Below are 22,194 nucleotides of genomic sequence, written 5' to 3'. Positions count from 1 at the left end.
GCCCTCGGCGAGGGACGGGCCGAGGCAGGTGGCGTCCGCTGCCCAGGGGCTTTGGACCGGCTCCGTAGGGCGCGGCCGGCGTCAAGGAGTTGTCAGGGGACGGGCGGGCGGCGCCAAGAACGCGCCAGGAAGGGCAGACATGCTCCGGGCGGGAGGCCGACGCTGAGCGGAGCCCGATCCGAAGGAGTTCGTCCCCATGACCACCCTGACCACCGCGAAGGACGCCGTACCCGGTGCCGAGGAGCCCCCTGATACCGGTGCACGGCACAAGCTGACCGCCGTCACCGGCCTCGCCGCCCTCTCACTGGACGCGATGGCGTCGGTGGCGTACGGCCCCGAGGCCATCGTGCTGGTCCTGGCCGCCGCCGGCGGGTACGGGCTCGGGTTCACGCTCCCCGTCACGCTGGCCATCGCGGGCCTGCTGGCCGTCCTGGTCGCCTCGTACCGGCAGGTCATCGCCGCGTTCCCGGACGGCGGCGGCTCCTACGCCGTCGCCAAGGCGCGTCTCGGCCGTCGCACGAGCCTGGTCGCGGCGGGCTCGCTGGTCCTGGACTACGTGCTGAACGTCGCCGTCGCCGTCACCGCCGGCGTCGCCGCCCTGACGTCCGCCTTCCCGGGCCTTTATGCCGACCGGCTGGTGATCTGCCTCGGTGTCCTGCTGCTCGTCACGGCCGTGAACCTGCGGGGGATCGTCGATTCGGCACGGGCGTTCCTCGTCCCCACCGCCGTCTTCGTCGGCGCGATCCTCGTCATGATCGCCGTCGGCCTGTTCCGCGACGCCCCCGTCTCCACCGCCACCTCCGACGGCCACGCCTCCGTCCTCGCCGACGACGCCACCACCGTCGGCGCCCTGCTGCTCCTGAAGGCGTTCGCCTCCGGCTGCTCGGCGCTCACCGGCGTCGAGGCGATAGCGAACGCGGTGCCCGCCTTCCGCGCCCCGGCCGCCCGCCGGGCGATGCGCGCCGAGGTCGCGCTCGGCGCGCTGCTCGGCGTGATGCTGATCGGCCTGTCCGTACTGATCTCCCGCTTCGGCCTCCAGCCGGTGGAGGGCGTCACCGTCCTGGCCCAGCTCGCCGACGCCTCCCTCGGCCACAACGGCGCCTTCTACGTGGTCCAGTTCGCGACCATGGTGCTGCTGGCGCTGTCGGCGAACACCTCCTTCGGCGGGCTGCCCGTGCTGCTGAAGCTGCTCGCCCGCGACAACTACGTGCCGCACGTCTTCGGCCTGAAGGCGGACCGGCAGGTGCACCGGCACGGCGTCGTGTGGCTCGCCGTGGTGTCGGCCGCGCTGCTGGTCTTCTCCGGCGGCGACACGAACACCCTGGTGCCGCTCTTCGCCATCGGCGTCTTCGTCGGCTTCACGATCGCCCAGACCGGCATGGTCCTGCACTGGCGGGCCACCCGGCAGTGGGGCAGGGCCCTCCTCAACGGCCTCGGCGCCGTCCTGACCGGCGTCTCCGCGATCGTCGTCACCGCCACCAAGTTCCACGACGGGGCCTGGCTGATCGTGATCGCCCTGCCGCTGCTCGTCCTCGCCTTCGAGGCCGTCCATCGCGCCTACGGGCGGATCGGCGAGCGCCTCGGCGTCGGCCGCGTCCCCGAACCGCCGCACCGCGAGCGCTCCCTCGTCCTCGTGCCCGTCTCCTCCCTCACCCGGCTCACCAGCGAGGCCCTCACCGCCGCCGTCTCCCTCGGCGACGAGGTCCGCGCGGTCACCGTCTGCCACCCCGACGCCGAGGACCTGGCGGCCACCGAGGCCCTGGAGCGGGACTGGGCCCTGTGGAACCCGGGCGTCGCCCTCGTCCGGCTTCCCGCCGAGCGCCGCTCCCTCGGACGTCCCGTCAGCGCCTACGTCCGCGCGCTGCGCACCGCCGATCCGGGCACCCGCGTCACCGTCCTGATTCCCGAGGCCGAGCCGGAACACCTGTGGCAGCGGCTGCTGCAGAACCAGCGGGGCGCCGTCGTCGCCCACGCCGTCCGCCGGGACACCGACGCCGTGATCTGCCGGCTGAGGTTCCGCCTCGGCGCTCGCTAGCCCCTCCCTCCCCATCCCGGGACGGCGACCGCGAGCCGGTCGGTGCGCACGGTCCTGGTGACCCGCAGCCCCCTGGCCGTCAGCGGGCCCCGCGCGTCAGTTCCATGCGGTCACGGCGAGGCGGACCCGCGCGTCCTCGCCGAGGATCGCCGCGGTCGAGCGGGGCAGGGGGATGTGGCTGATCCATCTGCCGCTCACCGGATCCTCGTCGGCCAGCACCAGGCTGGTCGGTATGAAGTCGCTGATGGGACCGGCGATGTCGGAGTTCCAGGTGGCGCGCAGCGCCGGAACCCCGGCGTCGCTGCCGACGTCGACGATCAGGATGTCGTCGAAGTCGGCCGTCTGCTCGATGTGGTCACGGAAGTCCAGGAAACCGTTGTCCCGTTCGCGCAGGGAGAGGACGCGCAGGTGGAGCGCGTACCGCAGGGCGCCGGCGCCGTTCGGGCTGGCCAGGTTCTCGCACAGGAAGGTGCTCACCAGCGGCACCGCTCCGTCGCCGTCCACGTCGGGCTGCGCGTCGCCGCCGAGTTGGATCGGGCACCACTGGGCGGCGGTCCGCTCGTGCATCACGATCTTCAGGCCGCGGATGGACAAGCCGACCTCCGCCTGCCACGCCGTGTTCTTCTCCTCCGGCAGTCGGAAGCGGACGAGGGCGGACTCCACCTTCAGGCCGCCGAACAGGAACCGCCGCAGGTTCTGGTAGCCCTCCTCGGAGTTGACGAGGCCGTAGCGCCCGCTGTGACTGCGGTGGACGTAGGCGCTGAAGGCCCCCGGCACGTACGCGTTGTCGATCTGCACGAGGCCGTCGCTGCGGGCCCCGACCACCGCGGACGACAGGCCGTGCGCCACGTCGTAGTCGCCCGGGTTGGTGCCCACCAGGCAGAAGACCTGCCGGAGCGGGAAGGCGAAGGGCTCCCCGTCGGCGGGCATGGCCCGCGGGTCCCAGTGCTCGGGCGGCTCGTCGGCCGCGGTGGCGTGCGGGGTCAGGTACTGGTACATCCGCTCGCGCCCGAAGATGTCGGCGCCGTTGATCCCGATGGCGTCCCGCAGCCGCTCCAGCATCCCGAACCCGAAGTCGAAGGAGATGCCGCCGTGCGGCGTGCCATAGGTGAACAACTTGGCGACACGGGTGGTCGGTTCGATGCCGCGTTCCGGGAGGATCTTCTGGATCAGGCACCGGCAGATGAGGCCGCCCATGGAGTGGGCGACCAGATGGACCCGGTCGACGTGGGCCTTCGTCCTCAGCTCGTCGATGAGTTCGAGCAGGTCCTGCGCGGCGTCCTCGACGCGGAACTCCTTGGGCGTGCCGCCCCAGGTGCTCGCGGACGGGTCGTAGAAGCGGTGGATCCAGAGGCTGTCGGCGGGGATCTCCGCGTGGGTGTCCAGATACGTCTCCTGGCTGCCCTGGACGAGGAGTTGATAGCCCTCGTCCACCATCAGCCGCAGCAGGGGGCTTTCGAACTGGTAGAAGTTCGGCTTGTCGTCCGGTCCGATCCGGATGTGCGTGGAGCCGGCGTTGAACCCGAGGAACGGGTCCGCCACCGCGCTGTCGATGCCGGACTGACCGCCGGCGAAGCCCCGGACGTAGATGACGGGGATCTTCTGGGCCTGCGACATACGGGCCGCCTAGGTGTCAGCATTCACCGACGCCCGGGAGCCAGGCAGCCGGATCGTCGATGAAGATGTTGGAGAGGTATCCGCCGAGGGCGGGGACGAACGACCACGCGTCGTTGACGTGACCGGCGGCGCTGACCGTGTCGCCCCTGGCCTGACACGAGACCGTCACCCGCGTGGGCCCGGGCAGCACCGCCACGACGGCGGCGCCGAGGGAGGGTGCCGCCCGCACGTTGACGTCGGTCCCCCAGGTCGTGAAGGCGCCCGGTTCGACCGTGCCGCCCCCGCCGCCCCCGCCGTCCGGCACCTCGCCGAAGAGCGGGAGTCTCCAGTTCTGGGAGTCGTCGCAGAGGGGATCGGCCACCACGGACAGATGGAAGTGCGCCTCGTGCGGATTGGCACCCGAGTACGGCCCCCACTGCCAGCTGCGGTGGGAGGCGATCCGACGGTTGGCGATGACGTACTTGATGCGCGGATCGCGGCTGTCGAGCAGCTGGTCGGCGACCTGCTGGATGTCGAGGCCGTGCGCCGGATCGTGGGTGAAGTCGCGCGCGGTGACGATTCCCGGCCCGTACCACGGGTTGTGATCACTGTTGTCGCCCCGTGCCTGGTGGGCTGCGTCGCCGATGCCGCCGTCGGCCGCGAGGCTGCGTCCGGGGAAGCGTGCGTCGAGCTGATGCCGCAGGGTTTCCAGGCTGTTCGCGACCCTCCAGGTCATCACGGCCTCCCAGGGGATGTCCTTCGCTCGTCACGGTCTCCGAGAGGGACTCGGCCACCGTGACCGAAGCTACGGAACCGCCGTCAGCCCGGCGTCACACCGCCGTCATCACCGCCGCTTCCGAGGCGTGCCGACGGGCTGCGAGCACCCCGGTGACCAGCGGCCGGCCGTCCTCGGCGCGGTCGGGCACACCGAGTTGCAGAGGGGGAGGGAGCGGAAGAGACTGAGGGGGAGGCCTCGTCCGAGGTCGTGGACCCCGAAGCCGAGCCGGCGGATCTCAGCGGGCCCGGAGGCGGTGCCGACGAGACGGTACGGCTTCCGAGAGGCGCGCTCACGCGAGTTCCCCGTGCGCGAGGCGATCATGAACGTGACTCCCTCCGCTCAGCTGCGGTTGCTCGGCCGTTTCCGACTGGAATGCGGAAGGCAGAGCATCGAGCTGTGTCGCAATGGTCAACGGCTCCTGGCCTTCCTGAGCCTGCGCGAGAGCGTGCCCCGCACCGTCCTCGCCGGCACGCTGTGGCCCGAGGTCACCGAGGAGCACGCCAGGGGCAGCCTGCGGACCACGCTGTGGAAGCTTCCGCGGGGTGAACTCCCGCTCGTCCGCTGCTGCGGGGACGTCCTGATGGTCGCTCCGGCGCTGCGCGTGGACGTCCACGTCCTCACCCGCACGGCCCTCGGCGTCGTGGCGGGCGGTGCCCCGCCGCCGTACCGCCATCCCCCGCTCGGGCTCCTCACCGGAGAGGACCTCCTGCCGGGCTGGGACGAGGACTGGGTGCTGCTGGAGCGCGAGCGTCTGCGGCAACTGCGGCTGCACGCCCTCGACTCGCTGGCGCACACCCTGATCGAGCAGGGCAGGACCGCACTGGCGATGGAAGCGGCGTGGGCCGGCATCCGTGCCGAGCCACTGCGCGAGAGCGCGCACCGGGTCGTCGTGTCCGTGCATCTCGCGGAGGGCAACGTGGGCGAAGCGCTCGGTCACTACGCGATGTTCCGCACCCTGTTGAACGAGGAACTGGGTATCGAGCCCTCGCTTCGGTTCACCCGCCTGCTCGGCGAGCGGCTGCCGTACCCCACAGCCCCACAGCACCACGACAGGAGAAGCACCATGCCGGCCACCGTGCAGAACCTCTCCTCTTCCCTCGGGGGACCCGTCTCCCACGTCACCCACCGGGTCGACTAGATGGTGGAGGGCAGCTGGGCCTGCGAGATGTGCGGCACCGATGTGCCGCACGGCGCGCAGCGGTGCCCTGTGTGCCATGCCTACGTCCCGTTGTACGACGACGGCGAGGTGCGCGGACCGCGGCCGGCACGGCGGAGGATCCTCCGGCCGCAGCCACCCCCGGAGCCACCGCCCCGACCGGACCCACCACCCCCGGACCGACCGCCTCCGCTCCGGACCGATCCGCCACGCCGACCCTCCGTCCCGCCGCTCCCGGTGGGCACCCTCGCCGGCAGCGGCCTGGTCTACGGAGTGGCGCGGAACGTGCAGCTCCGCACCGAAGTGCTGGGCGACGACTCCGGCACCAGCTCGACCGTGGTCTGCAACTTCCGCGTGGAGGTGCATGACCGGCAGGGCCGTCCCCTGCGGCTCGTCCCCGTGGAGATGCGCGGCTACTCCTTCGAGGGCGCCGTCAACGAGGGCGACCGGATCCGTGCCCACGGCCAGGTGAAACGCGGCACGCTGCGGGTCAAGCGCCTGCAGAACCTGACGACGGGCGCGGAGGTCTCCGCCCGCACCACGCCCGTGGTCATGATCGTCGTGGCGGTCGTGCTCGTCGTAGCCTGGGCCGTCTTCCTGTTCGGGTTCGTGGTCCGCTGACCCCGCTGCGGAACCTACCGCCGCGGGGGGAACGGCACCCGCAGATCCACCAGCCGGAAGTCGTGGCCGTCCCGCGGCTCCAGGAGCGCGAGGGGGGCGTAGTGGTAGCGGACCCCGTGCGGGCGGCGCTTGAGGGGCTGCCCCTGGCGACCGCGGGCCCAGTCGACGTCACCGGTGAGCACCCTGGCGGCGAACTGCCAGTAGTCGCCCCGGCGGAAGACGCGCGGCCCGTCCCGGCCGGGCTCGAACCGGATCTCGACCCCGTCCTCCAGCGGCAGCCACTCTCCCTCGCGCAGGGGAATGCCCATCGCTTCCGTGACTCCGCCCTCCCACCCGCTCGTTCCGTGGTCCCAGCGGCGGAGCAGCGGATGACGCGTCGGCACCTCACCGACGGACCGGTGGAACGGGTCGTCCCCGACCTCGTCGTCCAGGGTGACCCGGTGATCGTCGTAGTCGACCCGCTGGACGGTGTAGAGCCGTCCGCAGCCCGCGTCGGGCCGGTCCGACGCGCCGCGGCAGACCACGGCGTCGTCGATGATCTCCACCACGTCACCGACGTCCACGCCGAGCTTGTCGTCCCGGCCCAGCGTCTCCAGCTCGACCACGGCTCCGGACACGCCCCGGACCGGCAGGACCACGGAGCCGTTCTCCCGCGACCACTTGAAGGTCGCCGTGCCCTCACTGCCGCCCCGGTGCACCTCCACCCGGTACAGCTGGTTCTCCGGGCCGCGGTAGCCGGACGCGGGGGCCGCCCCGTTCGCCGGGTCGGCCGCGTCCTCGGGGCGCCGGGTCCGCGCGGCGAGCACGCCGCGCGGCTCGAAGCGGCTGTCGATGCGCTCCCGCAGGAAGGACGTGGCATTGCGCATGTCGGGCGTGGCCGACCCCGGCTCCAACGGGAGCACGCACACCTGCCAGACGACCCGGGTGCGCGCCGTGGTGTCCGGGCCGTTCGGACCGAGGGCCTTCTCCCGGATCCACGGCGCTTCCAGGGCGGTGACGAACCGCTCCCACACCCGCAGGTACACCAGGAAGGGACCGGCGGGCAGTTGGTCGTGCTCGGGGTCCAGGTGCCCGTCGGGCTGGTCCCAGTAGTCGGTCCCGTCGCACTCGCACAGGACGCCGTCGACGTACATGCGCCCCGGGGACACGGTGAAGGTGTCCCCGTCGTAGCCGTCGATCCCGAACCCGCCGAGGCCGTCCGGATCGGGCGGGTACGCCGCGGGACCGAGGAGGTCGGAGGCCAGGGTGCGCATGTAGTGCAGGAGGATCGCCGTCTGCTCGTTGAGGTCGGCGTCGAGCTGGACCCGGCCCTGCTGGGACAGGACGGAGGAGAAGCGCCGAGCGGGATCGAAGATGACGCGGGAGAAGTCGCCGTGCATGCGTGTGCTTCCTGCCTGGGCCGAAGGCGGACGGTACGGGGTCGTCGGGGGGCGGTTCCGGATGGTTCCGGACGGTTCCGGTCGGGACTCAGGTGGCGAAGAAGAGCCCGGCGTCGCAGCCGGCGGGCGTGTACTCGGCGAGCCTGGTGCGCAGGTTCTCCTCCCGCTGCGGCTGGTAGAGGTGGTGCAGCGCGCCGGGCTCCGAGCCGTTGTCGCCGCCCCGGCGGATCTCCTGGGCGCAGGTGTCGGCGAGCCGCACGTAGTCGGGCGAGCCGTACCGGGTGTCGGCGAAACGCAGCACCACCCGCTGCGGATCGCCGGTGTGGTCGGGTTCGCAGTGGAAGCGGGGCGGCGTCACCGAGCCCGGCGGAAGCCAGCAGAACCGTACGGAGCCCTGGTCGCGCCGGTCGATCCGCACCTCGCCGTCCAGGAGGCAGTTCTCCAGCACGTCCACGGCCCGCGCGCGCACCGACCCGATGACGGTGGTGCGCCGGGCCGTGAGGACGACGTCCGCCGTGCCGCCGTCCGGGGAGCCGACCGCCGCCGCCTCGCGCAGCGTCGCGTCCAGCACGCTGTCGCACACGTCGACCCGGTTGGGTTCCCGCCCGTCGCGGCCCGACACCGTGACGGCGCCGAGGACGCTGTGCCGGATCTCGGTGCGGACCGGGCTCCTGGCGATGTCCAGGCTGGGCGCTCCGGGAGCCAACGGCCTGCCCTGATCCGGTTCCCAGCCCGGTACGAAGGTGCAGTGCCGGACCACGAGACGGTCCACGCCGCCTCGTACGCGCACGTAGCCGCCCGCCACCAGCAGCCCGTCGAGGACGATGCGCGCCGTGGCCTCGGACGGGAGCCCGTTCTCGGGACCGGTGATCGTCAGCGCGCGCGGACTGTCGTCGCCGCGCCGGCCGTGCAGCCGGATGACGGGACGGACCCCGTCGGCCGCGCGCAGGGTGAGCCGGTCTCCCGGGTCGAGGCGGATGTCGCCCGGCTCCGTCCAGACGTCGTTGGAGGTGAGCTCCACGATCGCCTCCGCCTTGTGCGGGTGCCCCCGCTTCGCCGCCTGCCAGTGGTCGAGCGCGTCGGCGATGCTGCGGTGGTGGTTCTCGCCGGTACCCACCAGGTAGCGCTCGACGCTGTCGGAGGGCACGGCCTCGGGGCGGGGGTACTCGCCGCCGCCGATGTCGCCCGAGAACGCGTGGTGGTAGGTCACCCGGACACCGTGGGCGGGAGCCGTGCCCGGCGGCAGCATCAGACGGCCGAGGACGGGGTCGACGGCGACCTGCCCGGCACGGGGCCGGTACCGCCAGTCGGACAGGTCGGCGGCGACGATCCGTCCGAGGGAAACGACGTCGTCCACGGCGTCGGGGCCGGTCCACACGCACAGGCTCTTGCCGGGCCCGTAGTAGTCGTAGAGCCGGTCGGCGAGTGCCCTGCGGCCGATGGGCTCCGGGACGTTCGTCCGGTCCGCGACGTGACAGCTCGACGGCTCCGGCACGGGGGCGGTGAACAGGGGCGTGTCGATGGCGAGCACGTTGAAGGTGTAGCAGGCCCGGTCGCGATCCAGGCAGTAGGCGGGGGCGCGTGTCACGGAGTAGGGGCGCAGCCGCCACAGGTGCAGCCCGACCGACTGGATGCCGTAGCGGCCGGGGCGGCGGGCGGAGCCGGCGCGCGGCACCTCCACGGTGCGGGCGAACGAGTCGAAGGCGCCTCCGAGTTCGTCCAGGTCGGCCGGGCGGCGCACGTCGACGAGTCCGCCGCGCGCCGGTCCGCGGCTCACGGACCCGGTCTCGGAGGTCCAGCGCCGTACGGGCTGCGTGACGCAGAGCAGACGACGGTGCTCGACGACGCGCGCGGGCCACCCCGCCACGGCCGACGCGAGGTCCTCGAGCAGCGCCAGGGTGCCCTTGCGGCGGCGGTTGACGACGGTGTCGGCGACATCGCGGCGGGGTACCGCGGCGGCCGGCAGACCGGTCCCCCGGGAGGTGTCGTCGGAGAGGGCGGAGACGATCCCGGGCAGCAGCTCGTACCCGACGAGGTCCCCGACGTAGGGCACCACCCAGTCGTCGCAGGTCTCGATGAACCAGTTGTCGTAGAGCCGTTCGATGTCGTCCTGGAGGACGGTGGCCTGCTCGGCGACGATCGTCAGCAGGGCGCGCAGCGGCCCGCCTTCCTCCGCGTCACGCCGGCGGTGCACCGCCGGCAGCAGCGCGTACAGCTCGTCGGGGGTCATGGCATCCTCCGCAGGATCAGCGTGCCGGGCACGGCCGGGTCGAGCAGGACCAGCTGGGCGGGGCGCATCCTCGTGCGCGGCGGCGCCCCGGCGGTCCGGCGGTCGGCCGGGGGTGCGGCAAGCGGCTGGTGCATCAGCACCGTCGGGGCCTGCGCGGCGTCGACGGCGGCGGCCGGATCCGGCGCGCCGCCCTGCCCGCCGCGGCCGGAGGGCACCGGGGGGAGGACCGGGCGCGGGCCGGCGGGCAGGGCGGGAACGCACGGGACGACGGAGGGGTGCGCCGCGAACCGCACGACGGAGGCCGCGTCCGCGCCCTCGGGTACGCCCCCGAAGGCGTCGACGTCCACGAAGTCGACGCCGGGAACCGCGTGCGCGGCGGCGACGACGGCGCTCAGGTACACGGGATGGCCCAGGTGCGCCCCCGCGAATCCCAGGCGCTCGGCCAGCGCCTCGCGCACCCGCCGCTCGACCTTCTCCGGGAGGTGATCGGGGGCCGTGCGCACGCCCATCACCACCACGAGGCGTACGCGCTCGCACGGTTCGACCCGGACCGGCAGGGCGGGGTCGCCGTACCGGCGCAGCGCCGTGCGCAGCGCGGCGAGCAGGGGGGAGGAGGTGTCCAGCGGGGCGTCGTCGGCGGCGGCCACGGTGACGTGCAGGAAGGGGCGGCCGTCGTCCACGCAGCGGCGTGCCACGGCCTTGCCGACGCCCGCGAACGCGCGGGCGAAGGACTGGAAGTCACGCACCGACACCAGCCGGTCCAGGGCGCCCTGCCGCAGGGGGATGGCCCGGCGCAGCTCCGCCGGGCCGTCGGCGTCGGCCCCTCCGGTCGCGGGCAGCGGATTGGTGACGCCGCTGACGCCGAGGGGCCTGCTCACGACCTGGTTGATCCGGCCGGCCGCGGCATTGCCGACGCGTCCGCCGCCGATGCGGTAGCGGGCGGTGACGTTCTCCGTGCCGGAGGGCAGCCGGGCGCCCTGCCGGCCGTCCCCGAACTCCACGGCGGCCCGCCCGCCGGGGCCTGCCCGCAGGCTGAACACCCGCGCCGTGGGACCCGCCTCGCTCAGGTCGGCGGTCCGCCGCCACGCCACGTCGTCGACGCGCACCGTCAGGGCCTCCTCGCCGCCGTCGGCGCTGGTCGACGGCAGCCAGACGAGCGGGCCCCGGCGCAGGGGCAGCACCTGCCCGGCCCGGGTGGCGTCACCGCTGCCGAGCACTTCGGTGACGGTCTCGCCCGCGGTCGCCGGGACGACGTTGCCGTGCACGACGACCGTGTCCCGGCGGTAGCGGTGCGCGAGCGGCGCCGTCAGCAGCAGCGTGGTGCGCACCCGGTCGTCGCAGGACGCGCCGTCGAAGGCATGACGCACACCGGCGAGGACGGCGAGTTCGGAGCCCGGAACGCCCGCACGGGGACCGGTGGCCGTACCGCCCTCCGGCACGACGTCCGTGCGCTCGCCCGAGACGACGAGCAGCCTCCCGGGGGCCAGCCCCTCGAAGACCCCGTCCAGCGGCACCGTCCCGCCCGCCAGATCGGTGGTGTCGGTCGAAGGAGCGAGGACCAGCGGCTCACCGGCCGCCCACACGGTGGTGGCCCGCCGGACCGGGATGTCCTCGCAGTCCTCGGTCCACGGCTCGGCCAGCCGCAGCCGCGTCACCCGCAGGGCGTCCTGGTCGTTGGCGACGGACAGCCGGCTCACCTCGACGACCCGGAGGACGCGGATGCGGACGCGGCCCGCCACCTGCACGGCGATCCAACTGCCCGGCTGGATCGCCTCGTGCACCGCGTCCAGCAGCAGGACGTCGTTGGCGAGCGGTCCGTCGTCCTCGGACCGGGACGGCGTCGCCGCGCGCAGCAGCCGCCTCACCCGGCCGTCGTCCGGGATCGAGGCGCCCAACGGGGCGGCGGTGACGCGGAAGTGCTGCACGCCCGGCGGTGCCGTGGCCGGAACGGAGACGGCGGACAGCGCCCGGTACAGGGACTCCGTGATCCCGGGCCGGTTGCCGGCGAGCAGCCGGGGCAGCGCGTCGGATCCGGGGCCCAGGGCATCGGCGACCGCGGGCGCCGGCCGGGGCGGCGGTGCGCCCGGCCCGAGCGCGTGCAGCAGCGGGTCCACCGCGTGCACGACCCGCCCGCCGGGGCTGCCGAGGTCCCGCAGCAGTGCCTCCCCGCCGGCCGGGGCCGCCGGTGCGGGCTCCTCGGTCAGGCGCCGGACCGCGTCCTGGACGGTCGCGAGCCGTACGGCGGCCCGCTCGGCCAGCGCGTCCGCGTCCACGCCGTCGCCGAGCTCGGAAAGACGCTCGCGCAGCCGGCGCAGCCCGCGGTCCAGCCGGGCCGCGAGCGTGTCCGGGTCGCGCAGTTCCTCGGCGCGCTGCCGCACGTCCCGCAGCATCTCCAGCAGATCCTCGAACGGCCCCCGGGACGGCGCGCGCTCCGCGGCCTCCTCCACGTCCTCCCGCAGCGCCTCCACCGCGTTGTCCAGCTGCCGCGGGGGGTCGGGGACCCGCAGCCGTACCGTGGTCCGCCCCAGCGCGGGGTCCGGTTCGACGCCCGTCACGAGCCGTGTGAGGTTCAGGCGCGCGTCGGGATAGGTGAACAGCAGGCGGTCACCGGGGCGCAGGGCGTGCTGCACCCCGTCCACGTCGACGGAGGCGATGCCGGTGACGACGTCGGGCGTGAGCGTGGTCGGGAGCGTGGTGCGCACGGGCAGCGCGCTCCACTCCGCCCGGGCGGCGAGGTCGCTCGTGGTCTCGAACACCGCGGGCAGCCCGCCGGGTTCGGGCTCGCTCTTGACCTGCGAGCCGGCCGGGACGACGCAGGACGTTCCGGCGTCCAGGGTGTAGGCGAGATGGGCGGTGGCCGCGAGTGCCGGGCGCGGCCGGTGACCGACCAGCCGGCCGAGCCGGGTCAGGGACTCCTGCTCGGTGGCCGTGCGCAGGAACCCCTCGTTCGCGATGCGCTCCTGATAGAACGTCAGCACGTCGGCGACGACGGCCCAGGCGTCGAGCAGGGCGACCGAGGGATCGTCGGGTTCCCGGGTGGTCAGCGCGGCCAGCGGCGTCCGGCCGCCGGCCGGGGACAGCCGCGCCAGCATCGCGTCGAGGAACTCCCGGTGGGTGCCCACGCGGTAGGACAGCTCGGGCAGTCCGGGCCGGTTCCACACCCGGGCCGGGTCGCGACCGCCGGTGCCCTGCCCGCCGGAGGGAGTGCCGGTCATCGTCCGCCTCTCATACGCAGGGTCAGACGCCCGTTCTCCGGGCGGGTGACGTCACCGTCCAGCCGCGGGATCTCCAGGGGCCGCATGCGCAGCTCCCCGGAGGCCGGTACGTCCGGCCCCGCGGCCTCCGCTCCGGCGAACCGGAACCTGCGCAGTAGCGTCACCTCGGCGTGCCGGACCCCGGGCACGCCCATGCAGAGCGCCACCAGGGCACTGGCCCGCACCGGCGTGCCGAAGGTCAGCGCCGACGGGTCGAAGAGCCCGAGCGTGCCGTCGGGCCGGTGCCCCGGGAGGAAGGCCCGCTGCAGCGCCTCGCGCACATGGGCGGTGACGTAGTGCGGGTCGACGAGGACGTACAGCGCGACGTCGAGCGGGACCAGCAGGGCGGGGCGGGTGACGACGTCGTGACCGATGCGCCGGTAGGGGTGCAGGGCGGCGCGCACGTCCGCCAGCAGCGACGGCGACGGCACGGCGGTGCCGGCCGGGTCGAGGGCGACGTCGGCCTCGTACCAGCTGCCGGTCCAGCGCAGGGTGGCGGCGGCGCGCTGCACCTCGGGATGGGCCGCCGCGAGCGTGGCGTAGTCCTCGGCGGTGACGGCGCGCAGCAGCGTGCGGAAGGCGGAGCGGGGGGCGGCGAGCCGTGCCTCGGCCACCGGCTCGGGATCGGTGCCGCCGGTCACCGGCACCGGGTTGCGCACCCGCGTGACGGACGGCAGCGCGCTCTCGCGGTGGGTGATCCGGTTGACGACCTCACTGCCCGCGTTGCCCGACCGGCCGTTGCCCACCCGGTAGGTGAGGCGCAGCCGGGTTCCCGGGCGGGGCGCCCGGCCGCACCGGCCGTCTCCGAAGCGGAGGGTGAGCACACCCTCGTCGTCGGTCTCGCCCACGAAGTGGCGGTCGAGGGGGCCGCTCCCCAGGAGGTCCCGGCGGGGGGTCCACACGGCCCCGGCACCGTCCGCCCCGTCGGTCTCCGTCACGTGCAGGACCGGCAGCGCCTCACGGGGATCGGGCCGCAGCGCGGTGCGGGCCGGGCCGTGGAGGGCGGGGTTGTCGCGGTGCAGCGCGTCCGCGGCCGCGTGCCCCCAGGTCTTCCGGAGTTCCCAGTCCGAGTCCGCGGGATCGAGGACGTAACCGGACCGGGCCCGGCGCACGAGTGTGTCCAGGCGGCGCAGCTTGGGTTCGAGCAGCTCGTGGAAGCGGGACAGCAGCCGGGCGAAGGTGTCGTGGCGGACGGTGGCGTCGGAGAGGTCGCCGACCAGGGACGCGCCGAACCACGTCCGCAGGAAGTCGCGCTCGTCCTCGTCGAGGCCCGCCGCCTCGTGGTGCAGGTCGCGCAGCCGGTCGCGCGCCCCGCCGGGGAGGGCGAGCAGCCGGCGGGCCTGCGCGGCGGCGACGTCGGCCGGTCGCGGGTACGGCGGCGACCAGGTGACGGGCGCGCCGCGCACCGTCGCGGTGAAGGGCCGCGTGGGCGCGGCGCCGTCCGGTGCCTCCGGCACCTTGACGGTCTCCTCGGCGTCCTCGCCCGGCAGCCAGGTGTGGTCCAGGCCGTGTTCGACGAGGAGGGCGTTGCCGCACGCCACGACGGACGCGCCGGGCCGTCCGTCGGGCCCGGGCGGGTTGCGCACCGCCAGGGGGAAGGCGAGGGCGTCCTCGTCCGCCCAGGCGATCTTCACGACCGGGGTGCCGGAACGGGCGTCGACGTCGCACGTGGCGCGGGTGAGGCGGACGGCCTGCCGGTGGCCGGGGTCGGGTGCGCCGCCTCCGGGACCGTGCCTCTCCTCCAGGACGAGAAGGTCACCGGCCTTCAGACGGAGCGCGCGCTGTCCGTCGTGCCCGTCGAGGAGGGCGGCCCGCGTGGTGCCCTCGGGCAGCAGGAAGGTGTCCTGCCCCCACGCCCACAGCGGTACGGCGTTGTGCTCGGGGCGCAGTTCCACCGTGCGCCGCTCCAGCGGCTGGTACACCGGATGCGGGCCGGCGGTGAGTGCCTCCCGGGACATCGTCGGGCCGCCCGGCCCGGCGCTCGCGTCCTCCGGCAGCGCGGTGAACGCCAGGTCCTCGGTCTCCACGGTCCGCTTCGCGGACGTCTCGACACACACGACGGTGCGGGCCGCGCAGCCGTCGTGCAGGGAGTAGCCGACGAGGCGGGCGTGCCGCCGCACCGAGGTGCGCAGCCGGGCGGTGTCCAGGTAGGCCTCGGTGGCCACGGCGTCCTGCTGGTAGCTGAGCCCGTCGCCGACGTGGGCCAGGAGCTCGACCAGGGTGACCCAGAGGTCGGGCACGTGCCGCTCGCTCCACCGCGGCAGGGTGAGCGACAGCCGTTCCAGGAGCAGGCGCCGGAAGCTGGCGTAGTCCTTGGCCAGATAGTCGATCACCGGCGCCGGACCGACGGGGGGCCCGCCCGCGGTGACGGTGTGCGGCGTGCCGCGCGGGGGGCGGCGCACGCCGGGATCGAAGGTGAAGTCCGCCTGGTCGTGGGCGCCGTGGAAGCCCCGCCCGAGCAGCCGCAGCCGGTACGTCGAGTCGTCGCCGGGCCGGTCCAGGTCCAGCCGGAGCCGGATCACGCCGTCGCCGTCCGGTTCCGGCCCGGCCTCGTGGGTGACCCGTACGACGCGGACACCGCCGACGCGCCGTCCGCCCTCGATCAGGAAGCTGTTGCGGTTCAGGCGCTGCGGAAGGGCCCCGAAGAAGGCGACGGTCAGCGTGCGCCGGTCCGGGTGCGCCCGTACCTCGGCGATACCGGCCGGCCCCCGCGCGCGCAGGTCGTCGTCCGGGCCGTCGAGCACGGTCATGGGAGGGTCCCTCCGCTCACAGTGACGGTGCGGTGCTCCCCGGTCGCGGTGAGGACGTACGCGACGTGGACGTGCAGCGTCGCCTCCTCCGAGGTCACGGTGAGGGACTCCACGGTGAGCAGGTCGCCGAGCCAGCGCTGCAGCGCCGCCTGCGCGGCCACCTCCAGGGTCGCGGCCAGCTCGGGGCTGTTGCCGACGAAGACCAGGTCGAGGTGGTTGCACCCGAAGTCCGGCCGGTTGACGCGCTCTCCCGGAGTCGTGAACAGGACCAGCTCGACCATGTCCCGCACGTGGTCGGCGTGGCCGGCCGTCGCCGTGCGCCCGCGGGCGTCGAACCGGTAGGGGAACTCGACGTCCATGCCGGTCACATCCCCCGGACCCTGGGCTGCATGGCCAGCACCATCGGCGGGTTGGGCGGCGGTGTGCCCACGCCGACGGCCGGGGCGACGCCGACCGGGGACGGCTGGAGCAGGACCGGCAGGCCGTTCACGAACACCCGGGTCGAGGTGTGCAGCCAGACGACGCTCGTGCAGGGCGGCGCGCCGAGCGTGGCGGCCGGGAAGCTGCACCCGGCCACGAGGAACGTGTCGGCGGCGGTCGCGACCGGTTGGGAGCCCACCAGGACGCGCTGCTGGACCGGTGCGGGGCTCGTCACGAGGCCGGGCGGGTGGGCGCACATCATCAGAGCGCCGTAGTGGAGCAGCAGTCCGGGCATGGATTCCTCACAGCACCGTCAACGCGCCGTTGTTCACATTGACCTGGGGACCGGCCAGTTGCAGGGTGGCCCCTCCGGGCCCGCACGAGAGCTCGATCCCCATCTCGGTGATCTTGATGAACGGACCGTTCTCTCCGCGCAGCTGGAGCTTGATCCCCCCGCCGGGGCCCGGCATGTCGCTGATCACCAGGGCGCTCCCGGAGGGCGTGGCCAGGACGATCTGCGGGACGCCCGGCGGCGCGGACTTGGCGGCCGGCGGGACGTCCCCGGACCCGCCGCGCCGGAATCCGACGCACACCGCCCGCTCCGGGTCACCGTCCAGGAACCGCACCCACACCCCGGAGTCCGGTGGCGGCACCACGTACATGCCGCAGTCCGGGCCGGCCAGCGGGGGCATCGGCGCGGCCCACACGGCCGCCTCGGTGCCCAGCACCTCGGGGACGCGCACCAGGAGCCGGCCGACCCCGGTCGGGTCCACGGCCGACTCGACGACACCCTCGTACATCCCCGGCCACTGCCCCGTCCGGGCCGTCGTCCCTGTTGCCGCCGTTGTCATGGGGTCACCGTCCGGGTGTCGGCGCCGAGTCCGTCGCGGACCAGCGTGAAGTGCTGCCTGAAGGTATCGCGGGTGAGGTCGTGGGTGACGCCCGCCACGAAATAGCGCCCGTCATACGCCCGTCCGGCTCCGCGCACGCCCACCAGACCGTGGGCGGTCAGGACGTGGCCGTAGCGCAGCACGTCGAGCGTGCCGTGGCCGGTGACGGCGTCGGTGGCGAGCCGGCGGCCGAGTCCGGCCAGCAGCGCCCTGGTCGCGGAGCGGCCGGTCTGGCCGTCGAGCGTTCCGGTGCGCAGGACCTGTACGGGGCTCTCGGCGAGGCTCCGGCGCAGCAGCCCGGGTTCGGGCGCGGTGAGCTCGGAGGCGGTCGTGGACGGCGGTTCGAGGCGGTGGGTCCGCAGGCCGGACTCGGCGAGGGCGTCGAGGGCGAAGGTCAGGTCCTCCACGTTGTCGGCGGCGCCGCAGCCGGTGGTGAGGGCCGGCTGCAGGGCCCCGTCGCGGTTCTGCGGGCCCCAGTAGGCGGTGCTGACGCCCGGCGAGGGGCCGGGTTCGAGGTGGAAGACGTGCCCGACCTCCGCGGCCATCGACCGCAGATAGGCGAGATCGGTCGACGACTGGACCGGAATGTCGATCAGCGGGTTCGGCTGGTCGGCCAGCACCGGAGCCACGGTCCGCGGCGTGATGCCGTACTGCGCGTACGCGGCGCAGACCGCGGCCGCCCGCAGGTGCGGCGGCAGCCCGGGATACGCGCGCCGGACGTGTTCCAGGTCCATGAGGGTCGACAGGTCCTCGCCGGTGACGACGAGGAACGACCGGCCCGGCTCCCGCGCGGCGTGCATCTCCTGATGGGTGATCACCCCGTCCACGAGGACGTGGCACCGGCCCGCCAGGACCACGGCGACCACGACGCGCTTCTTCGGGTGCAGCGCCCCGCCCGGCATGACGGCCTGCGCCGGCACGGACCCGGCACTGACGGCGAAGGTCAGCTGGAAGCCGCCGGTACGGCCGCTGGCGCAGGTGATCCGCGCCCCGTGCAGGGCGTCGACGAGCGCCGCCGGGGCCGGGGCGGGCACGGCGTCCCCGACGAGCAGCATGAGGTGCAGGGCGTGGGCCGTCACGGTGCCGTCCCGTTGCCGGCGCCCGGCGCGGAGGCCTCGGCGGGCAGGGTGATCCGCAGCCGCCGACCGGGCACGGCGGTCAGCTCGTCCGGACGCGTCGCCCTGTTCGCGTCGGCGATCCGCCACGACTGCTCGGGATCGCCGTACCTCCGGGCCGCGATCCGGTCCAGCCGGTCCCCGGCGACGACGACGTGCTCACCCACGGCCGTGAGTTCCTCCGGCCGGGGCAGGAAGCGGCGGCGCAGGTGGGCGACGGTCCCGCCGCCCGGCAAGGTGTAGGTGGTGGTGGGCACCGCGTGGTACCTGCTGTTGGGCTCGATCACGCCCGACCTCCTCCGGCCTGGTGGTGCACGGTTCAGCCCCCCGCGTAGCCGACGGATCCGGGGCCGTATCCGACGAGTCCCGCGAAGCGTTCCCTGCTCTGCTGGTACTGCAGGTGGAGACCGCCCGCCCGGTGGCTGAAGCCGACGTCGTCGACGGTGAGGATCCGCACCGTCAGCGTCACCCGCGCCCGGATCGGGTTCAGGTCCCCGTCGTACGCCTCCTCCGTCACGTCGATGTCCAGCATCCGGACGGGCAGCACCCGCCGCGGGCCGAGCACCAGCACCGGCAGCGGGGCCTGCACGGGGGCGATCTCCAGGATTCCCCTGGCGGCCAGATCGTTCTGCCGGGTCAGCTGCTCGGCCGTGGGACTGACGGCCGTCTCCAGCGCGGACAGCATCCCGAACAGCCCGGATTCCGCGGGACCGCCCGCCGCCGCCGGCTGGTCGGTGGCGTCGAGCTCCGCGTCGATGCGGAAGGTCTCGCGGGGCGGTCCCTGCAGCCGCAGCGCCTCCAGCCGGTCCCCCGCGTCCGCGCCGATGCCCCGCGGGCGGAGCGTACGGGTGATGCTGTCGGGGTTGTACTGGAACGGCACGACGCGCAGCACGCGTCCCTGCTCGGGATCGAGGAAGACGATGCCGCCCCTCCGGGGCGCGGGTGAGCTCATGGCCTGCGCTCACCTGCCCGCGGCCCCGGCCGCACCGGCTCGCGGGCGCCCAGCTCCCGCAGCACGGCCAGGGCGACCTGCCGGCCGAGGGCGGCGATCGCGGCATCCGCCGGTGCGGCGCCGCGGCCGCCCCCGCCCCGGTCGGCGGGGGCGAGGCCGAGCCGCGCCGCGAGTTCCGCCTCCACGGCAGCGCACAGCGCGGCCCGGGACGGCGCGGCGGGCGCATCGAGCTCCAGCCGGCGGATGCGCAGTTCGACACGGCCGGCCGTCATGTGATCACCACCGCCGCGTCGGCGTCGAACATCCCGTTGTCCCCGTCGACCAGCGGGCTGTCCACGCCGTCCACGCGAAGGCGCAGCGGATACCGCCCCGGCGCGCCCGAGGCCAGCCGGAACCGCAGGGTGCCGGTGGCCCGCGTGAAGGGTTCGGCCGCCACCGGCAGGCTGTCCACGAGCAGTTCCACCCGCTGTCCCGGGTGAACGGCGGGTGCGCACGTCACCTCCAGCACCGCGGCTCCGTCCGGGTCCCGTACGACGGTCAGCGGCAGGGGGCTCGTGACACGCGGCGCGACGCGCAGTGTCCGGGGCCGGGTGGTCCGTTCGGCGCCGTCGGCGTCGGTGAGCACGACGACCACCGACCAGCAGCCCGCGCCGAGGTCCTCGCCCAGCGTGGCGCGCACCGCGTCGGCCGTGTCGGCGCGGGCCGGCAGCACGACCGGCGGCCCACCGAGCAGCATGTGCGTCAGGCGCACGCTCGATGCTCCCGCGGCCAGCCCGGTGCCGCTGAGCACGACGTCCGATCCCGGTGCGGCGACCGAGGGCCTGACGGCCTCCAGCACCGGCCACGGCGCCACCGCCGTCGGCGCCGCCGCCGGACCGGCCCCGGCCTCCCCGCGACGCAGCACCGGCAGCGGCGTGCGCCCGGGAGCGGAGCTGTCGATGAGCACGACGCGGGCCTCGTAGGCCACCGACAGCCGGTAGCCGCCGCCCAGGGACGACCACAGGTGGCACATCTCGTCGGCCGTCAGCGCCGACGGCGTGAGCTTCACCGGCTCCTGTTGCAGGTGCAGGTCGCTGAAGTCCGCGGCGGCCCTGAGGTCGTCCGCGCGCAGCTCCGGGCGGTCGTGCAGCGCGGACATCGCCGCTCCGATCAGCCGCTCCGGAAGGGTGGAGTCGTCACCCGGCGACCCGTACGCGGAGAACAAGTAGTGCAGGGCGAGCGCGAGCGCCGGGCGGCGGGTCTCACCGGGGTGCGTGCCGACGGGATCGGTGTTCCGCCAGGCGGCGTCGACGTCGGTTCTGTACAGGAAGACGTTCAGCGCCGGTCCGGCCTGCGCGGCGTCGGCGTCGCCCGCGCCGTAGGGGTGACGGACCGTCACCCGTGCGCCCGGCACCGCACGCTGGACGGCGTCGCCCAGTACGGCCCGCAGGGTCTCCGTCACCGCGGCGATGGCGAGCGCGTCGCTCACGGCCGCCTCCCGAGGTACTCGTCGAGGCTCAGCCGCGACAGCCGCTGCGGAGCCGGGGCGTCGACGACGGCTTCGGCGGGTGCGGCGCGCACGACCAGACGGTCGATGGTGACGCGGACGACCGTCTCCGTGGACTCCGCCGCCGGGGAGTCGGAGGGCGCCCGGCGCGTCTCGGAGGCGGAACGGCGGGTCACGGGCGTCGCGGTACGGGCGGGCGCGGAAGGCGGACCCGGAGGTGAGGACGTCCGGGGCTCGTCGACGACGGGGTGGGCGGCGGACGCCTGCGGGGACGGCGCGCTTCCGGTGACGGGGGGTGCGGCGGGGTGGTCGGGTGACACCGCGGTGCCTGCGGCGGCCTCACCGATCTCAGTGGGCTCGGTGACCGCGGCGGGCTTGGTGACCGCGGCGGTGTCGGTGACCGCGGCGGTGTCGGCGGACGCCGGTGCCACGGGCGGCTTGGGGGAGGTCGACGTGGGGTGTGACGGCGCGGGGTGTGCCGGCACGAGGTGTGAGGGCGCGGAGGGGGGCCCGGCGGCGCCACCGACGTGGGCACGGCGCACCGAGGGGCCGGGCTCACGTCGCACGGCGGATCCTTGTCCCGGAGCGGGCGAGACCTCGGGAGCCCCGCCGGGCTGTGGCTGAGGCTGCGGCTGTGCTTGTGGCTGCGGACGCGGTTCCGGTTCCCGCGCCGCCTCGGGGCCGGGCGTCGGTTCCTGCGAGGACGCGACCGGGTAGGCGCGGATCCCATGTGAGCGCAGGCGCGGCGGGGGAGAGGCCGACACGGAATGCGCTGCCCGTGGCGGCGGGGACGGCGATGTGTGCGGTTCGCCGGCGGATGGCGTGGTGGTGGGACCCGTGGGCTCGGTCGGGTCGTTCCGGTCGTGTCGGGTGGGTGTTTCGGCGGCGGATGGAGGCGCGTCGGTGGGCGGTGGGGAGGCGAACGGGGGGTGTCCCGGAGCGAGGGAACGCGTTGCCCGTGGCGGCGCGGTCGGCGATGTGTGCGGGTCGCCGGCGGACGGCGTGGTGGTGGGACCCGTGGGCTCGGTCGGGTCGTTCCGGTCGTGTCGGGTGGGTGTTTCGGCGGCGGATGGAGGCGCGTCGGTGGGCGGTGGGGAGGCGAACGGGGGGTGTCCCGGAGCGAGGGAACGCGTTGCCCGTGGCGGCGCGGTCGGCGATGTGTGCGGGTCGCCGGCGGACGGCGTGGTGGTGGGACCCGTGGGCTCGGTCGGGTCGTTCCGGTCGTGTCGGGTGGGCGTTTCGACGGCGGACGGAGGCGCGTCGGCCGACGGCGAGGACGCGAACGAGGGATGCCCCGGACCGAGGGTGAGCCCCTGCTGAGGGGCGCGGCGGTCGGGGCGGTCGGGGTGCGTGGGCCGGTCGGGGAACGCGGGGTGCGCGGGGTGCGCCGGGCGGTCGGGGCGTGCGGGACTGCGTCCGGGTTCCCGGTCGGCGGCGCGGGGGCGGTCGGGGTGTGCGGGACGGTGCCGCAGCTGCCCGTCGGCGGCGCGGGTGCGGTCCTCGTCCGTCGGTGGGGGAGCGGACGGCGTCGT

The 22,194-nt window shown here is 74.6% G+C and carries 18 protein-coding genes; 3 read left to right on the top strand and 15 right to left on the bottom strand.

Going from position 1 to position 22,194, the window contains the following annotated elements; translation table 11 throughout:
* The first annotated feature begins 196 nt into the window (after positions 1 to 196).
* On the top strand, positions 197 to 2,035 hold the full coding sequence (locus tag AB0E19_RS03830; protein WP_362172749.1) for an APC family permease: 1,839 nt from the start codon (positions 197 to 199) through the stop codon (positions 2,033 to 2,035).
* Between the two features lie 96 nt (positions 2,036 to 2,131).
* On the opposite strand, the gene AB0E19_RS03825 is transcribed toward AB0E19_RS03830, so the two are convergent.
* Positions 2,132 to 3,652 carry an alpha/beta fold hydrolase gene (locus AB0E19_RS03825; protein ID WP_362172745.1) on the bottom strand — a complete coding sequence of 507 codons (1,521 nt, stop codon included), beginning with the start codon at positions 3,650 to 3,652 and terminating at the stop codon, positions 2,132 to 2,134.
* Positions 3,653 to 3,668: 16 nt separating this feature from the next.
* Positions 3,669 to 4,367, bottom strand: a complete 699-nt coding sequence (locus AB0E19_RS03820) for a hypothetical protein (RefSeq protein ID WP_362172742.1) — start codon at positions 4,365 to 4,367, stop codon at positions 3,669 to 3,671.
* A gap of 487 nt (positions 4,368 to 4,854) precedes the next feature.
* On the opposite strand from AB0E19_RS03820, the gene AB0E19_RS03815 reads away from it, so the two are divergent.
* Both AB0E19_RS03815 and AB0E19_RS03810 read left to right on the top strand, forming a co-directional pair.
* Positions 4,855 to 5,547 (top strand): bacterial transcriptional activator domain-containing protein, encoded by a 693-nt coding sequence (locus AB0E19_RS03815; RefSeq protein WP_362172739.1) that lies wholly within the window; start codon positions 4,855 to 4,857, stop codon positions 5,545 to 5,547.
* 255 nt (positions 5,548 to 5,802) lie between these two features.
* Positions 5,803 to 6,186: a hypothetical protein gene (locus AB0E19_RS03810; protein ID WP_362172736.1), complete on the top strand. Its 384-nt coding sequence runs from the start codon at positions 5,803 to 5,805 to the stop codon at positions 6,184 to 6,186.
* Positions 6,187 to 6,200: 14 nt separating this feature from the next.
* Here the strand turns inward: AB0E19_RS03810 and AB0E19_RS03805 are convergent, their stop codons facing one another.
* From AB0E19_RS03805 to AB0E19_RS03745, 13 genes are all read right to left on the bottom strand, one after another.
* Complete coding sequence (locus AB0E19_RS03805; RefSeq protein WP_362172733.1) at positions 6,201 to 7,565, bottom strand: DUF6519 domain-containing protein; 1,365 nt, start codon at positions 7,563 to 7,565, stop codon at positions 6,201 to 6,203.
* 88 nt (positions 7,566 to 7,653) lie between these two features.
* Positions 7,654 to 9,795 (bottom strand): hypothetical protein, encoded by a 2,142-nt coding sequence (locus tag AB0E19_RS03800; RefSeq protein ID WP_362172730.1) that lies wholly within the window; start codon positions 9,793 to 9,795, stop codon positions 7,654 to 7,656.
* On the bottom strand, positions 9,792 to 13,010 hold the full coding sequence (locus tag AB0E19_RS03795) for a putative baseplate assembly protein (RefSeq protein WP_362172727.1): 3,219 nt from the start codon (positions 13,008 to 13,010) through the stop codon (positions 9,792 to 9,794). The genes AB0E19_RS03800 and AB0E19_RS03795 overlap by 4 nt, the downstream gene beginning before the upstream one ends.
* Positions 13,007 to 15,799 (bottom strand): putative baseplate assembly protein, encoded by a 2,793-nt coding sequence (locus AB0E19_RS03790; RefSeq protein ID WP_362172724.1) that lies wholly within the window; start codon positions 15,797 to 15,799, stop codon positions 13,007 to 13,009. Before AB0E19_RS03790 ends, AB0E19_RS03795 begins: the two co-directional genes overlap by 4 nt.
* Positions 15,796 to 16,158 (bottom strand): GPW/gp25 family protein, encoded by a 363-nt coding sequence (locus AB0E19_RS03785; protein WP_362172722.1) that lies wholly within the window; start codon positions 16,156 to 16,158, stop codon positions 15,796 to 15,798. The genes AB0E19_RS03790 and AB0E19_RS03785 overlap by 4 nt, the downstream gene beginning before the upstream one ends.
* Before the next feature lie 5 nt (positions 16,159 to 16,163).
* Positions 16,164 to 16,514, bottom strand: coding sequence for a hypothetical protein (locus AB0E19_RS03780; RefSeq protein ID WP_362172719.1), 351 nt, complete (start codon positions 16,512 to 16,514; stop codon positions 16,164 to 16,166).
* Between the two features lie 7 nt (positions 16,515 to 16,521).
* Positions 16,522 to 17,070 (bottom strand): phage baseplate assembly protein V, encoded by a 549-nt coding sequence (locus AB0E19_RS03775; protein ID WP_362172716.1) that lies wholly within the window; start codon positions 17,068 to 17,070, stop codon positions 16,522 to 16,524.
* Positions 17,067 to 18,188 (bottom strand): hypothetical protein, encoded by a 1,122-nt coding sequence (locus tag AB0E19_RS03770; protein ID WP_362172713.1) that lies wholly within the window; start codon positions 18,186 to 18,188, stop codon positions 17,067 to 17,069. The genes AB0E19_RS03775 and AB0E19_RS03770 overlap by 4 nt, the downstream gene beginning before the upstream one ends.
* The gene (locus AB0E19_RS03765) at positions 18,185 to 18,511 is read right to left on the bottom strand and encodes a LysM domain-containing protein (protein WP_362172710.1); all 327 of its coding nucleotides are present in this window, start codon (positions 18,509 to 18,511) and stop codon (positions 18,185 to 18,187) included. The genes AB0E19_RS03770 and AB0E19_RS03765 overlap by 4 nt, the downstream gene beginning before the upstream one ends.
* A gap of 32 nt (positions 18,512 to 18,543) precedes the next feature.
* Complete coding sequence (locus AB0E19_RS03760; RefSeq protein WP_362172707.1) at positions 18,544 to 19,176, bottom strand: hypothetical protein; 633 nt, start codon at positions 19,174 to 19,176, stop codon at positions 18,544 to 18,546.
* Entirely contained in the window at positions 19,173 to 19,448 is a 276-nt protein-coding gene (locus AB0E19_RS03755) for a hypothetical protein (RefSeq protein WP_362172704.1), read from the bottom strand. Before AB0E19_RS03755 ends, AB0E19_RS03760 begins: the two co-directional genes overlap by 4 nt.
* Positions 19,445 to 20,644, bottom strand: coding sequence for a DUF4255 domain-containing protein (locus AB0E19_RS03750; protein ID WP_362172701.1), 1,200 nt, complete (start codon positions 20,642 to 20,644; stop codon positions 19,445 to 19,447). Before AB0E19_RS03750 ends, AB0E19_RS03755 begins: the two co-directional genes overlap by 4 nt.
* Positions 20,641 to 21,093 (bottom strand): hypothetical protein, encoded by a 453-nt coding sequence (locus tag AB0E19_RS03745; protein ID WP_362172698.1) that lies wholly within the window; start codon positions 21,091 to 21,093, stop codon positions 20,641 to 20,643. The genes AB0E19_RS03750 and AB0E19_RS03745 overlap by 4 nt, the downstream gene beginning before the upstream one ends.
* Positions 21,094 to 22,194 lie beyond the last annotated feature (1,101 nt).

Source organism: Streptomyces sp. NPDC047974, from assembly GCF_040653375.1.
GTDB lineage: Bacteria > Actinomycetota > Actinomycetes > Streptomycetales > Streptomycetaceae > Streptomyces.
This window is presented reverse-complemented; position numbering and strand designations above follow the sequence as displayed.